We start from the raw sequence: 13,506 nt of genomic DNA, 5'->3' as shown, positions 1-13,506 counted from the left end.
ACATATTATTGCTAAAATGAAACGGCATAAAATCAAAGTTGGTTTTATGAGTGTACTGTTTGTGGTATGGCTGTTCTGTTTGCCTAAACCGCTTTTCCAGAATCCAACCTCTACGGTGGTAGAAAGTAGGGAAGGTGTCTTGTTAGGAGCGCGCATTGCCAATGATGGCCAATGGCGTTTCCCAGCGATGGATAGCATTCCCTATCGGTTCGAACAAAGCATTATCCATTTTGAAGATGAGTACTTCTATACACACCCTGGCTTTAACCCGGTTTCTATGGCCAAGGCACTGTGGCAGAACATGACCACAGAAACCCGTCGGGGTGGAAGTACGTTGACCCAACAGGTAATCCGATTGGCCCGAAAGAATAAAGAACGTAGCTATTTTGAAAAGGCCATCGAACTCTTTATGGCTACCCGATTGGAAGCGGGTTACTCTAAAGAAGAGATATTGAATTTTTATGCGTCATATGCACCATTCGGGGGAAATGTGGTGGGCTTGGAAACGGCTTCATGGCGATATTTTGGAATTCCCTCCAGTGAGTTGAGTTGGGGGCAAAGCGCATCATTAGCGGTACTGCCTAATGCCCCTTCGCTCATCTTTCCCGGCAAGAATGAAGAACTATTAAGAGCCAAAAGAGATCGTCTCCTGTTGAAGCTTCATGAAAATGAAATCATAGATGCCACGACCTACGAATTGGCATTGGAAGAAGCCCTTCCTGGAAAACCCATGCCACTTCCACAGTTAGCGCCTCATCTTTTGGAAAAGATAAGAAGCGCATCTCCGGGAGAACGAATCAGTACGACCGTCGAAGCGAACTTACAACAAAAGGTAAATCGCATTAGTACCGATCATCATTACCAATTGAAACAAAACGAGATTCACAATCTAGCCGTACTTATTCTGGATGTGAATACACGGGAAGTATTGGCTTATATTGGCAATGCTCCCACCGATAAGGAGAACAATCGTTTCGTGGATATAGTCGACAAACCCCGAAGTACAGGAAGTATCCTAAAACCTTTCCTATATGCGGCGGCATTAGAAGGTGGAGACCTGCTCCCAAAAACCTTAATGACGGATGTTCCTACAACCATTAATGGATACAGTCCCAAAAACTTCAACAATCGTTTCGATGGTGCTGTCCCGGCGGATGAAGCCCTGTCCCGTTCCCTGAATATCCCAGCGGTTCGGAGCCTTCAGCAATACGGATTGGAGCGGTTCTATCAACGGCTTCAAGAAATAAATCTGAAACAGATCAATAAATCCCCTCATTACTATGGTTTATCGCTTATTCTAGGAGGTGCCGAAAGTTCGCTCTGGGAGATTACCCAAGCGTATGCAGGAATGGCGAGTAGTCTCAACCATTTCAACGATGCCTCGAGTACCTACCGTGAATTTGAGTTTTCAACGCCTACTTTTATAAAGGATGAGGGGGTTTCATTTGGTGAAGAACAATTTCAACCCGTTGTTTTCGATGCAGGAAGTATCTATAAAACCTTTGAAGCCTTAAAAGGGTTGAATCGGCCCGAGGGAGAAGAAAACTGGCAGCATTTTACCAATTCCCAATCCATCGCTTGGAAAACTGGAACTAGTTTCGGTTTTAAGGATGCTTGGGCCGTTGGGGTAACACCCAAATATGCGGTAGGCGTTTGGGTTGGAAATGCCGATGGAGAAGGTCGTCCAGGGCTAACAGGAATCCAGGCTGCTGCACCTTTGTTATTCGATGTCTTCGACGCGCTGCCAAAAAGTGAAGGATTTGCTATACCATACGATGCTTTACTTGAAACGGAAGTTTGCACCAAAAGTGGTCACTTGGCAGGAATATTTTGCGATCATGTAGAAACGGATTTCATTCCGGAAAAAGGCATCCGAACTGAGCCCTGTCCTTATCACAAACAGATTTTTGTGGATGCTTCAGAGCGCTATCAAGTAAATTCCTCCTGCTATGATTTATCTGAAATGAAACAGAAACAATGGTTCAGTCTATCCCCTGTTCAGGAGTATTATTACACCCATGCACATCCCGAATACCGTCCACTTCCTCCCTTTAAATTGGATTGCTTACGGGAGGGCGAAAAGGTGATGGAATTCATTTTCCCAAAGGCCAACGAGACCATTTTACTCGCCAAGGACTTTGATACCCAAGTGAATGAAATTGTGCTTCAATTGGCTCACCGGTCCCCTGAAACCCGTGTCTATTGGTATTTGAATGACACCTTTTTGGGTACCACCCAAACCTTTCACGAATGGGCGTTTACCCCATTACCGGGTGAATATATCTTAACCGCAGTAGATGAGGAAGGCAATGAGGTAAAGCAACGTATTGTGATTGCCAATGCTTCCTAAGATTGGCCCGCTTTATTCTTCTGAATATAATTTAGCGTGGCTTCTTTCCCAGAATTGAACAGCTTCGTTTTCTGTTCATCATCAATACTGAAATTGGTGGCCGAAATTCCGAAGTCATCTATTAAAATGGACACCTCGGTTTCTTCTTCACTGGCCTCAAAATCGATCTCTTGAGCCTTTAGCAGCGTTTGAAACAGGGACCCTACATAATTCAATAGGTGATCATATTCCAAATCGGAACCGCTCAAATCGTGTTTGTCATGCAGGAAAAATCCAAGGGTGGTATCCAAGTCATATGCATTGATGGGATAATTGTATAACACTCCCCCATCTACATAAATGTGATTGTTGGGTTTGCCATGAGGAAATTGCCAAGCAGCGAAAAATAGAGGAATGGACATAGAGGCGCGTACACTTTCGGCCAATTTTACATCCGGGGTTTCTTCGGCAGAAAACTCTTGTGCCAACTGCGTGTTCAAATTCGTTGCAAAAACCTTTAGTTCCTTGAAGCCTTTCGCTTTCATCTCCCCATAAGTAATGTTTTTATCCGCCTTTTCGGCCACGATTCCTTGAATCCATTTCAATAAAAAATCTCCTTTATACAGTCCATATTTTGTGGCTACGCGCAAGGGATTCCAATGATCTTCAAAGTCGTTGAAGTTGGTTTCATTTACCACCTTTTTAATCTCTGCAGAATTGTACCCCAAAGCCACCATAAGGGCTACGACCGATCCCGCCGAGGTTCCGGCAGACCGTTGCACTTTCTGAAGTATACCTTGTTCTTCCAAGGCTTCGATGGCTCCAGCATAGGCCATGCCCAGTACGCCGCCGCCTTTAAAAACTACACTTTCAATGGTTCTCATGAATATTAGATTATAGGGTGGTTAAATAATTAATGACTGAAATGGACGGGAAGAAGAAATACTCACCTCCTCGTATGGTTACAAAGCGTTTCCAATTATCGATGAACTGATTTACGGGTTCTGCCTGAATGGTAAATCCACTATGTTCTCCCTTGGGATTCAATTCGTCGGGCACTCCAATAATGACATCGATATCATTGTGCAAGTGCCGCATTTGGTTGTTGTTGGCCCAAGCATGTTGAATGAATTCAAATTGCAATTCGATATTCGCATTAAAGCAAATGAAATGCAATCCGATTTCACCTTGGTCCGATCCATTTTCGGGAGGTAACTCATAGGTTCTTCCACGACGGATGATCCTATGGCGACGGGTAATCTTCAAGGATTGTTTCTTATCGTACCAACGGAACGCGTCCCGTGGGTTGTTTCTTCTTAAATGTGAACCGTAGGGACAACGAAGTCCTTCGGGATCCTTGTCTGCATACCCAAAATCATCGTTCTCCAAATCCCCACCGGGATCTTTATCAGGGAAATTGACCAAAGAAGCTCCACTCGGCCATCGGCCCACACATTTGGCAGCCAATTTTATCTTAGCTTCCTCATTGGGCGAACCATCGGGATTTAAGGAATTCTGCTCCATATAATCCCAAAACTCATCTACATGTTGTTGCATTTGGCGGAATACCATAAAGGTTCCGTTATGCCCCAAATCCTTCTTACCAGAGCCCGCAGCATCGTCATGCAACAAGGAGGTATTCCCTTCTTCTTTTAACAATAAAGGAGAAAATGGAAATTGATCGTGCTCGTTCTTGTATCCCATCAAGAATTCTCCAGTTTGAATAATATCGTTCTCAGGACCCGGTCTCCCAGATCCCTTAATTACAGGTTGGGAGATTCCATCATGGAAGCCAAAGGCTTCTTTATTATCTGGACGCAGATACCCCCGCATTTCTCGTGTGAGTGAAAGCCCGCCATTCTTTTGAAGGCGATCTTTCTCTTCTGCAAGGAAAGAAGCAATGCTCTCCTTGTCCTTGGCGTGGAAAATCATAAGAATATGGAAGTTCTCTTGGTGTCCTCCCCATCGCCACTTCTCAGGATTGTTTTCACCCCAATCCCCTAAAATCCTGTTTCGGTCCGGAGTAGAAATCCCTTCCCGAAAGGGCACTGGAAATGCTTCCACATTTTCTTTACTCATCCCCAAAGCAGAAAGCCCATCGGGCGTAAATGCTAAGTGAATGGTTTTTTCGGAATGATCTGAAACGTCAGCGGAATCTATTAGGGGAATCACCTCTTTCATCCACTCCTTGGCTTTACTTGCATCTTCTACCTTCAGTAAAAAATAAGCCGTTTCATATAATTTACCATAGCCTCGGGTAATCATACCCTGGACGTCTTTTAAATCGATTGTTTTTGGATTCGCTATAATGGCCATTTTGATGTGTCTTTAGATTCTACGAAGCATTTGTTTGATCTGGGCATCGTTCAACTCACCAGAATTGAACAACTCCATCCGTAATTTGGATCGGTCTACGATCTGCTGTAATCCATCCCATGGATAGGCTGAATACCAAATGGGTGTAGGTACTTGGGTCAATCGACCCCAACCCATGAATTCCGCAATTCGGTAGGATCCACGTCCAAACATGAAGAAGGTTCTTGGGTAGCCCTTGGCCGCTCCGTATATAGCGTTAAGTCCCCATCCATTGTTGTCCACGAAATCCCCAAGGTATTCGTCGAAGCTACCATCGAAATTACTGAAGAATACAAAACGCTTTCCTCCATCTATAATCACCCAACGAGCAAAATGAATGGTGGGTGTCCCCATCAACTGTCCCATTACAAACGTATTTCGGGCACCCCAACTGGTAGCCCACAGGAAAAACTTCAATCCTAACTTCCGAAGTCCTCCTTTCAACTCAAATACTTGAGACAATTGGTTCTGATATATGATATCTTCCTGATCTTTCAAAGCAGCCAAATGCTCCAACGGAATCTGACTTTGGGTCTTCCCAAAGGGTTTCGCACGAAGTTCGTAGAAGAAATGAATCAATATGATGAATATAATGAGCACAGGAAGCAATACCAATAAGAGTAATGCCAAAAAGGCCGTGGCTAGAATATTCACTTTCGGGGTATGATAGGGCTTTCTTGCCCAATCCCATTTCGGATCACTTCCAACGAAGCCTTTAATTGCTGTGTAGGCTTCTTTGGAGTTTTTCCATTGACTTCCGTTATCTTTCACAAAGGTGCGAAGGGCATCGTACAACTCCCCTTCCTGATGGATTTGCTGCACCGTTCTGTTGGGTGCACCTACATAGAAACCTTGGGTTGGAATGGCATGTTTTTTCAAAAATGCCAAACGATTCCCAGTGTCTGTATCGCCTCCATCTGGATATCCTTGGCAATACTTAAAAATCTGATCCAAGTCATCCCCTAAATGATCTACCAAGTCTTTTAAATGCTGTTGCTTATCGCCATCTATATTACCCGCATAAACCAAGCTGGGGTCGATCCCTTTTCCAGCCGGTACGACGATCCATCTTGCAAAGTGTACCGTGGGCATTTTCTTGAAGGAGAAAAAGGTCTGCTTTAGGGCAGGATTCCCTCCAGTATTCAACAATTCGGTAACCTCAGCTACCTTATCGGGTTTAAGCGGAATTTGAAGTGAGACCGCATTCTGTTTTGTACTCATACGTTTGGTTAGTTTGTGGTAGTTTTCTTATTGAAAGTAACGACGTAGTTATTGGGGAAAGGACCCATCGTTAAGCCCGAACCTCTTCCCAAAGTGCCTTTGGAAAGGGAAACGTTTTCCAACCTAAGAACGGCCGTAACCAATTCCGGAATCGTAACGCTATTAATGTATTTTCCATAACATTCGTGCAGGGCGAAACCCCAATTCATGTAGCGCGAATTACGATCGTGTTTAAACTTCTTGGGTTCTGGAAAGGTTACTGGATCGAACATGGCCCCAGAGGTTAATGCCATGATTCTTCTATTACCTTTAATGGTGTATGTTTTCTTGCCAGCCCCTTTTAGGATTTGTTTCGTTTCCGAAAAACGGAGCACTCCTGGTTGTACAGGATTAAATCGCAAGGCCTCATACACATATCCTTTTACCGTATCCATATCCCTTGCTTTAGAAGCTTCAATGGCTCCTTTCAACACTTCTGGTCGTTTAAATAGTTCCTGTAAGGCATAGATCACCGCTTTACTGGTCGTTTCCTGAATTCCGGTGAGCAATCCACCAATATTTCGTCGTATGGTATCATCATCTACCCAGTTATATTCCTCTTGTTGTTGCATCTTAATGAGGCGATTCAACAAGTTGTCATCGATTTCCTGTCCATTGGCCAAGGCTTGTTTTCTTTCTGAAATAAGCCCTCGTACCCAAGCCGTGCGTTCCTTGCCCGATTGGACAGCCGCATGATGCTTTTCTGGATTGTTGGTGAAGTTTAGGAACAAATCGTAGAACATGGTGCGTTGCCAACGTTTCATTTGAGAATCTACGGGAGCCGGCACCCCGAAGTAATATCCCAAAAGACCGAGAAGCACATTATAATTAAGGGTCTGTACCACATCAAGTTTTCCATAGGATTGTACCCGTTCGCAAATGGCATCCGCATGTTCGCGCACGTATTTGCGGATCATTTCCAAATCATCTTTATGGGTAGCGGCACGAACGTAATTCCGCTCACGATCAAATTGTGGATTGTTGCGGTCCATTCCCAAAAAGAAAGTTCCTTTTTGGTTGGCCATCTTTTTGGCATTGATTTCCTTAATGGTAAAATCCAAGTCCCTATCCAATACCTCAACCACCAAATCATGGCGGCTTACCGCGGCAATTTTGGCGACCCCGATTCTCAATACCGGGAATCGTTTCTGAAGGAAGTAAAATACCTTTCCTTGATTGCTGGTCAGTTTAATGAGTAGTTTATTCAATCCTCGTTTAAAGGCATTCGGATATTTGGGAGGTGCGCCCAAATCCAAATTGATAGGCCTATCTTCTTGGTATAAATGCAAGGCAAACTGTCCGGCAGGAGTCGCTCTTAAATCCATGATCTCTTGACGAAGCTCTTCGGAAATCTCATTGAATTTTGGCAAGGATCCTTGGAATTCCACCGGTAGCAGTACCGGGGCCGCACAAGCTGCGAAGGCAACATCGGCCGCCGAAATTGAATCACCTGTAAGGTATCGTCTACCGTCCTTCAGAAGATCGTTTACTTGGGTAAATATCTTCTGAACTTCCACCAAAAACACCACCGAATCTTGATCTCCTATTCCAAACTGCTGAAACAGCTTTTTCTTAAGCGAACCGTATTCCATTTTCCATTTGGAACTTTCACTGGCAGGTACTCCCTTAGTCATAAGGGAAAGCGCATTCTTTTTAGAGCTGAATAATTCAGAATAAAAGTATTGCAGTACAGCTTTCTGAAGGGGTCCGGTGAACAGACCATACAGATCTTCCACCTCATTTAGTCGCTGCGTATCTTTTATAGGGAACAACTTCTGTACTTCATCCACATCCGAATCGTAATGCCGAATGATGCTTTCGGCCGTATACAAAGTCACATCGGTCATGCACAATACAGGGGCATCTTTGGCGGTACTATCCTTGGTCATTTTTTCTAATGCTCCGACTGAAAGTTGCGGGCTGTGATTGTTATTCACACGAAGAATTTGATGTAGGTCCATCACCCATCGAGCAATCTCTCCTTCTCCATTCACGCTATTGCATGCTAGGGTAGGTACTCTTCGGTCGTAGTAGTAATCCGTAACAAATTTTGGTTGGGTCAGTTTGCTCATAATGGACTAGTTTGGAAGTTTAGTTGCTTGATAGGTATTGAAGTCACCCCCTTCTTCTCGGAACTCCTTCAGCTTCGTTTGAACTTCTTCGGGGTCCTTGAACAAATAATACATCCCCAAGGACCTTCCCCGTACATCTTTTATCTTTTCCACCCGCGCCACGGGTTCTAAGCTATGACGGGACATAAATGCCTCAAAATTATCCGTGCTTCCTTGGATGCCCACCATCAATATTTCCTGAATGTTGGGAAAATCGGGAGTGTTGCTGGGATTGCAATACGTCCAACTGGTTTTCAACGTAGCTTTTGCCCGCATAAAGGCTTGTCCGTGAAAGAGCAAACCGTTCATTACTTGCATGTACGCCTTGGTAGATGCATAATGCGTAATGTAGATAAAAATGCGATCGTTGGTTAAAAAAGGGCCTAAGGAAAGTGGGGTGTTGTATTTAAGACTTAAGGTAAGGCTTCTCCGAAGAAACTCTTTAAAAAGATCTTCGGTACCTTCCTTCACCTCCATGATATTAAACATGGGCTGTGGTGGTTTCCACTTGCGTTGCACAAAAGTGCGATAGGAGACCGCACGGACAATACCGAGCGTATCCTTGAGGAGATTCGTAAAAGTGCTCATGGCGAAATGGTTAGTTCAAGTTGTGATCGTCTATTTCGGGGGAAACATGAGTTTGTTATCTTTTCTAAATGTACAAACTTTGTGGTTTATACGCAGAAAAAATCGACGAAATGAAGGATAGACCCCTAAGATTACGTATAAATACGTAAGTCAAGGAAAGCTTCTTTGTAATTTCCCTATTTTCGTGAAAAGCAATGTTGACGCTCCTTAGATGATAAAAAAAGAATTTAGACGAATTGCCGAGAAAGAGGGTGGAAAGTTCTATTTCCAAGAAGGAAATCACTTCCTTTCCAACGGTTCTCACTCTCCTGATTTGTCATTTCTTATTAAGCTACCCCATAAGGAGGACGAAATAAAGGTGCTCAATCAAACAGGAACTGCATTCGTTGGGACTATTGTTGGAAAACTTCCAACCCATATTAGGCCCATTGACTTTGAACTCAACTCCATTAGTAATTTGGCCAATCTCTTTTTAAGAAAGAAAAGCCGGTTTAGAATCAGTTCAAAAAATGAAAACATAAAGCATTTTTTACATCATAACGAGTCTCTAAAACAATTGAGTCAAATCGCCAATGAGACTGCTTTTACCCCGCAAATTTCAATCGTTAGAAAAGACGGTGTGAATCAAATTGTGACCAAATATCACCTCGAATTCGAAGATTGGACGCAAGTAATTGAACCGCTCATTGCCTTTTATAGAAACCTCATGGATGAGTTCGAGAAAAACATTGCCCATGTATCCTTAGACTCATATAAGAGGATGAATGGGTTTGAGTAATGAACACAATAAAAGAACCTTTTATGCGAAATTTCTTTTGGATCATACTACTGTGCCTTGGCCTTACCTCCTGCACAGAACAGAAACCGATAGAGGTTGCAAAACTTCCCATTATACCAAAACCCCAGAGTTTGGAATATAAGGATGGATTCTGCAGCCTTTCCAAAAATGTAGGTGTCTATTATGACGCATCTTTTCCTAAGGCCGCCAATGTATGGATGGATACGATGAAAGACTTTATGGATCTCTCATTTTCCCAAGAGGAGCTTCCCGATAAGGCCTCTTTCGTCATCGTAAAGGACGAATCGATCCCGCCAGAAGGCTATGTTTTAGAAATTGGCGAGCAAATTACCATTAGAGCAAGCGATCCTTCGGGTGCTTTTTGGGCTGTACAAACCTTCAGACAAATGTTACCTAATGGAACTAGTGATGCAACTGTAGAAGAAATTTTAATTCCGAAAGCAATCGTAACCGACCATCCTTCTTTCCGATATCGCGGGATGCACTTGGATGTAGGCCGTCATTTTTTCGATAAAGAGTTCATTAAAGAATACATTTCTTATTTGTCCATGCTGAAAATGAACTATTTTCATTGGCACCTCACCGAAGATCAAGGATGGAGAATTGAAATATTGCAATATCCCAATCTTACTAAGCATGGAGCCTATCGGGAAGAGACTCTAATAGGACACTACAACGATACCCCGCAACAATTTGATGGGAAACGCTACGGAGGATACTATACACAGGAGGAGGTCAAGGAAATTGTTGCCTTCGCCGAAAGCCTTAATGTCACCATTATCCCTGAAATTGAAATGCCTGGCCATGCTCAAGCCGCCATTAGTGCCTATCCGCAGTTGGGTTGTACGGGAGAGCAAGTACCCGTAGCTACCAAATGGGGTGTTTTTGAAAATATCTATTGTCCCAAAGAGGAAACCTTTATCTTCCTTAAAAATGTACTTACGGAAGTCATGGATCTTTTCCCTGGGGAGTATATTCATATAGGAGGAGACGAGGCCCCTAAAACGCAATGGAAAAACTGCGATCATTGCCAACAGCTCATTGCAGACTTGGGATTGAAAGACGAACATGAACTACAGAGTTATTTCATCAAGGAGATAGAAACCTTTGTAAATAGTAAGGGCAAAAAGATCATAGGTTGGGATGAAATTCTGGAAGGTGGATTGGCACCCAACGCCACCGTGATGTCTTGGCGTGGTACCCAAGGTGCTGTACAAGCTGCCAAAGAAGGGCATGATGTAATCCTCACGCCTACTTCACATGCTTATTTCGATTATTATCAGGCAGAACATGCCGATGAACCCCTTGCCATTGGTGGATTTCTCCCTTTGAAAAAAGTATACAGCTTTAATCCCATTCCCGAAGGTCTTACCCAATCTGAAAACAAATACGTCTTGGGTGCCCAAGGGAATGTCTGGACCGAATACATGCCTGCCCAAGAGCAAGTGGAATACATGGCTTTTCCCCGTATGTTGGCCATGAGCGAAGTGGTTTGGAGTGGCCCTTCCGAAGACCTTGAAAAAGACTATCCCGAATTCCTCTCCCGAGTGGAAGGGTTCCTACCTCGATTGGAAGGATTCGACATTAATTATGCGAATCATCTTTACGATGTCTCAGGGGAAATCCTAAAGAGAAATGACAGTGTCTACTATCAAGTCAATACATCCTTGTCTGGTAAGGAAATTAAATATTCAGTGAATTCAGAACCTTCGGCACTGTACTCGAAGCCCATCCCTATTGTAGAAAATTCTAAAATTGAGGCCGCTGTGGTGCTGAGTGACTCAAGCCTCGGTAGATCGCATACAGCCCATATTCAATATCATAAGGTCATTAACGCCGATATTTCAGTCAATGTTCCTCCCCATCAAGCATACAGTGCTGGAGGTAAAGGCGCATTGATCAATGGGATTTCGGGAAGCGACTCGAGATATGGTGACAAAGAGTGGCTGGGCTTTTGGGGGGATGACTTGGAAATCACCATTCAGTTACCGGAACCGAGGGAAATTTCGACCCTCTCCACACGTTTTTATCACGCCCCTGGACAATGGATTTATTCGCCAAATCATGTAGCCACTCGTGTTGAACTAGAAGATGGAACCGTTGTCGCCAATAAACTCCTTTTGGAACCCAATGATAGCGACAATTTAACGTCCGCAGAAATCGGTTTTTCGGCCCCCTCTCCCATTATGGCAGATAAGATTATCCTTATGATCCCTAATTATGGTATCATTCCACAAGGCAAACAGGGAGAAGGTAACAAAGCCTGGACCTTTATAGACGAAATTATTGTTGAATGAATTGTCCCCTTGAGGGGACTACAGGGGTGTCCAGATGAAAAATAAAATCATTCCATACGAACCATATTTGCGCGACTTTGCAAGGGAGCTCCGAAAAAACAGTACACTTTGCGAGGTTTTGCTTTGGAAGAAAATAAAACGACGAAGTTTCGGTGTGCAATTTCACCGTCAGGTTCCCATGTTAAATTATATTGTCGACTTTTACTGTCATGAAATTCAATTGGCAATTGAAGTTGATGGTAATAGCCATGATTATAAATATTTTAAAGATAACCTAAGACAGAATCGGCTCGAAAAATGCGGGGTACATTTCCTGCGGTTTTCGAATGAGGAAGTTAAGAAAGATATGTTTAGTGTAGAAATGTCCATTAGAGAGAAGGTCATTGAATTAAGGGATTTACACCCCCCTAACCCCCCTCAAGGGGGAATTTATAAATCTGAATCAAACCACAATGATCCTAGAAATTTGTGCCAACGGATTTGAAAGCGCCCAAATCGCTCAAGATACCGGGGCACATCGCATTGAACTCTGTGAAAACCTATCCGTAGGAGGGCTCACCCCGTCTTATGACCTCATTGAAAGGGTGATTCGAGAACTTGATGTTGAAACCCACGTACTCATTCGGCCAAGGGAAGGGGACTTTTGTTATACCGATGCAGAGCTACAACAAATGGAAAAGGACATTTTCTTCTGTAAAGAAATAGGGTGTGCAGGTGTTGTTACTGGCGTACTTACTTCTGAAGGTGATCTAAATCGGAAGGCTACCCAGCACCTCTTAGAGGCTGCCCAAGGATTGGAGTTTACCTTTCATCGTGCTATCGATGTGGCGCGTGAACCCCAACAACTCCTTCGGGAAACGATCCTCATGGGTGTTACCCGTATACTCAGTTCGGGAACCGAAGCGACCGCAGAAAAAGGATTGACGTACTTAATGGAGTTTCACGAAATAGCCCAAGGTTACATTCAAATCATGCCGGGTGGTGGTATTACTCCTACAAATGCGTGGAAGTTCAGAAAAGCGGGATTCGAAATGATCCATACTTCAGCTACTCAGAAAACCGATCAAAGTAAAGGCGATTTCTTTACCAGCGGCGCCGTTGGAACTTCAGACCCCGCGCTCATCAGGAAGATTCTCGAGGAAATCCAATAACTTTTTGATGACAAACGGAACCCATTACGATGAATGGATGTACTTAAAATCCATTCAACATGAAACGTATTTGGCTCTTACTCCTTTGTACCCCACTTATATTCCTATCCTGTAAAAAAGACGATGATAGTGAGGATATGCAAGAAGAAATCATCATCCTAGAGGATCCCATTATTGAACTATTTGCCGGCGGGCAGTTATTACATCAATTTGATGATATACGTACTTCTAGGGTAGATACCGACAACGAAACCTCTACCACCAATTTCATCGATATTGAAGGGTGGCAAACTAACGGTCCCACAACCATGGCCATGCAATTAACAGATCTTTCGGAAACGATAGACGCTTTTGCAGTGGGCCAAATCATTCCCATAGCAGAAGCCCCTGAAGAGGTTAGGGCTTCCTTTTTCTTTTTTGAAAACGGAGTCATTACAGGCCTAGGTAACGGAAGTTTTTCAATTATCACCTATGAGTTTGTAGATATCGGCCTTCCGGGTGACCATGTCCTATTCTCTGCCAATTTTAATGGAGAAGCCAACGGGGTTCAATATACCGGCACCTTACGGAATCTTATTCTGGAATGTAGGGAATGTGAAGGTGGGCTTTGATGCGA

Annotated in this window: 11 protein-coding genes; 6 read left to right on the top strand and 5 right to left on the bottom strand. The window is 43.6% G+C overall.

Features of this window, described 5'->3' with window-relative positions; translation table 11 throughout:
* Positions 1–46 precede the first annotated feature (46 nt).
* Positions 47–2,350 (top strand): penicillin-binding protein 1C, encoded by a 2,304-nt coding sequence (gene pbpC, locus POV27_RS14485; protein WP_272863505.1) that lies wholly within the window; start codon positions 47–49, stop codon positions 2,348–2,350.
* On the opposite strand, the gene POV27_RS14480 is transcribed toward pbpC, so the two are convergent.
* Genes POV27_RS14480 through POV27_RS14460 form a run of 5 tightly spaced genes read right to left on the bottom strand, consistent with a single transcriptional unit; the run spans position 2,347 to position 8,643 of the window.
* Entirely contained in the window at positions 2,347–3,213 is an 867-nt protein-coding gene (locus POV27_RS14480; RefSeq protein ID WP_272863504.1) for a patatin-like phospholipase family protein, read from the bottom strand. The two genes, pbpC and POV27_RS14480, sit on opposite strands and share 4 nt — an antisense overlap.
* 10 nt (positions 3,214–3,223) lie before the next feature.
* On the bottom strand, positions 3,224–4,645 hold the full coding sequence (locus tag POV27_RS14475; RefSeq protein ID WP_272863503.1) for a Dyp-type peroxidase: 1,422 nt from the start codon (positions 4,643–4,645) through the stop codon (positions 3,224–3,226).
* Positions 4,646–4,657: 12 nt separating this feature from the next.
* Positions 4,658–5,905: a hypothetical protein gene (locus POV27_RS14470; protein WP_272863502.1), complete on the bottom strand. Its 1,248-nt coding sequence runs from the start codon at positions 5,903–5,905 to the stop codon at positions 4,658–4,660.
* Positions 5,906–5,913: 8 nt separating this feature from the next.
* Positions 5,914–8,016 (bottom strand): cytochrome P450, encoded by a 2,103-nt coding sequence (locus tag POV27_RS14465; RefSeq protein WP_272863501.1) that lies wholly within the window; start codon positions 8,014–8,016, stop codon positions 5,914–5,916.
* A gap of 6 nt (positions 8,017–8,022) precedes the next feature.
* Positions 8,023–8,643, bottom strand: coding sequence for a hypothetical protein (locus tag POV27_RS14460; RefSeq protein ID WP_272863500.1), 621 nt, complete (start codon positions 8,641–8,643; stop codon positions 8,023–8,025).
* Positions 8,644–8,854: 211 nt separating this feature from the next.
* On the opposite strand from POV27_RS14460, the gene POV27_RS14455 reads away from it, so the two are divergent.
* The 5 genes from POV27_RS14455 to POV27_RS14435 are packed head-to-tail and all read left to right on the top strand — an operon-like array spanning position 8,855 to position 13,501.
* Positions 8,855–9,421 (top strand): hypothetical protein, encoded by a 567-nt coding sequence (locus POV27_RS14455; protein ID WP_272863499.1) that lies wholly within the window; start codon positions 8,855–8,857, stop codon positions 9,419–9,421.
* A 23-nt stretch (positions 9,422–9,444) separates the two neighbouring features.
* Entirely contained in the window at positions 9,445–11,739 is a 2,295-nt protein-coding gene (locus POV27_RS14450; RefSeq protein WP_272863498.1) for a beta-N-acetylhexosaminidase, read from the top strand.
* Between the two features lie 34 nt (positions 11,740–11,773).
* On the top strand, positions 11,774–12,223 hold the full coding sequence (locus POV27_RS14445; protein WP_272863497.1) for an endonuclease domain-containing protein: 450 nt from the start codon (positions 11,774–11,776) through the stop codon (positions 12,221–12,223).
* The gene (locus POV27_RS14440; RefSeq protein WP_272863496.1) at positions 12,192–12,890 is read left to right on the top strand and encodes a copper homeostasis protein CutC; all 699 of its coding nucleotides are present in this window, start codon (positions 12,192–12,194) and stop codon (positions 12,888–12,890) included. The genes POV27_RS14445 and POV27_RS14440 overlap by 32 nt, the downstream gene beginning before the upstream one ends.
* A gap of 59 nt (positions 12,891–12,949) precedes the next feature.
* The gene (locus POV27_RS14435; RefSeq protein ID WP_272863495.1) at positions 12,950–13,501 is read left to right on the top strand and encodes a hypothetical protein; all 552 of its coding nucleotides are present in this window, start codon (positions 12,950–12,952) and stop codon (positions 13,499–13,501) included.
* Positions 13,502–13,506: the final 5 nt, after the last annotated feature.

Origin of the sequence: Aureisphaera galaxeae (genome assembly GCF_028561275.1) — a bacterium.
GTDB lineage: Bacteria > Bacteroidota > Bacteroidia > Flavobacteriales > Flavobacteriaceae > Aureisphaera > Aureisphaera galaxeae.
Note: the sequence above shows the minus strand (reverse complement) of the source record. Positions and strands in the feature narration are given on the sequence as shown.

What these genes read in the sequence shown, in the direction of transcription:
- POV27_RS14445 (WP_272863497.1), top strand. Translation starts at nt 11,774, where the DNA reads ATGAAAAATAAAATCATTCCATACGAACCATATTTGCGCGACTTTGCA.
- pbpC (WP_272863505.1), top strand. Translation starts at nt 47, where the DNA reads ATGAGTGTACTGTTTGTGGTATGGCTGTTCTGTTTGCCTAAACCGCTT.
- POV27_RS14480 (WP_272863504.1), bottom strand. Translation starts at nt 3,213, where the DNA reads ATGAGAACCATTGAAAGTGTAGTTTTTAAAGGCGGCGGCGTACTGGGC.
- POV27_RS14460 (WP_272863500.1), bottom strand. Translation starts at nt 8,643, where the DNA reads ATGAGCACTTTTACGAATCTCCTCAAGGATACGCTCGGTATTGTCCGT.
- POV27_RS14475 (WP_272863503.1), bottom strand. Translation starts at nt 4,645, where the DNA reads ATGGCCATTATAGCGAATCCAAAAACAATCGATTTAAAAGACGTCCAG.
- POV27_RS14470 (WP_272863502.1), bottom strand. Translation starts at nt 5,905, where the DNA reads ATGAGTACAAAACAGAATGCGGTCTCACTTCAAATTCCGCTTAAACCC.
- POV27_RS14455 (WP_272863499.1), top strand. Translation starts at nt 8,855, where the DNA reads ATGATAAAAAAAGAATTTAGACGAATTGCCGAGAAAGAGGGTGGAAAG.
- POV27_RS14440 (WP_272863496.1), top strand. Translation starts at nt 12,192, where the DNA reads ATGATCCTAGAAATTTGTGCCAACGGATTTGAAAGCGCCCAAATCGCT.
- POV27_RS14465 (WP_272863501.1), bottom strand. Translation starts at nt 8,016, where the DNA reads ATGAGCAAACTGACCCAACCAAAATTTGTTACGGATTACTACTACGAC.
- POV27_RS14450 (WP_272863498.1), top strand. Translation starts at nt 9,445, where the DNA reads ATGCGAAATTTCTTTTGGATCATACTACTGTGCCTTGGCCTTACCTCC.
- POV27_RS14435 (WP_272863495.1), top strand. Translation starts at nt 12,950, where the DNA reads ATGAAACGTATTTGGCTCTTACTCCTTTGTACCCCACTTATATTCCTA.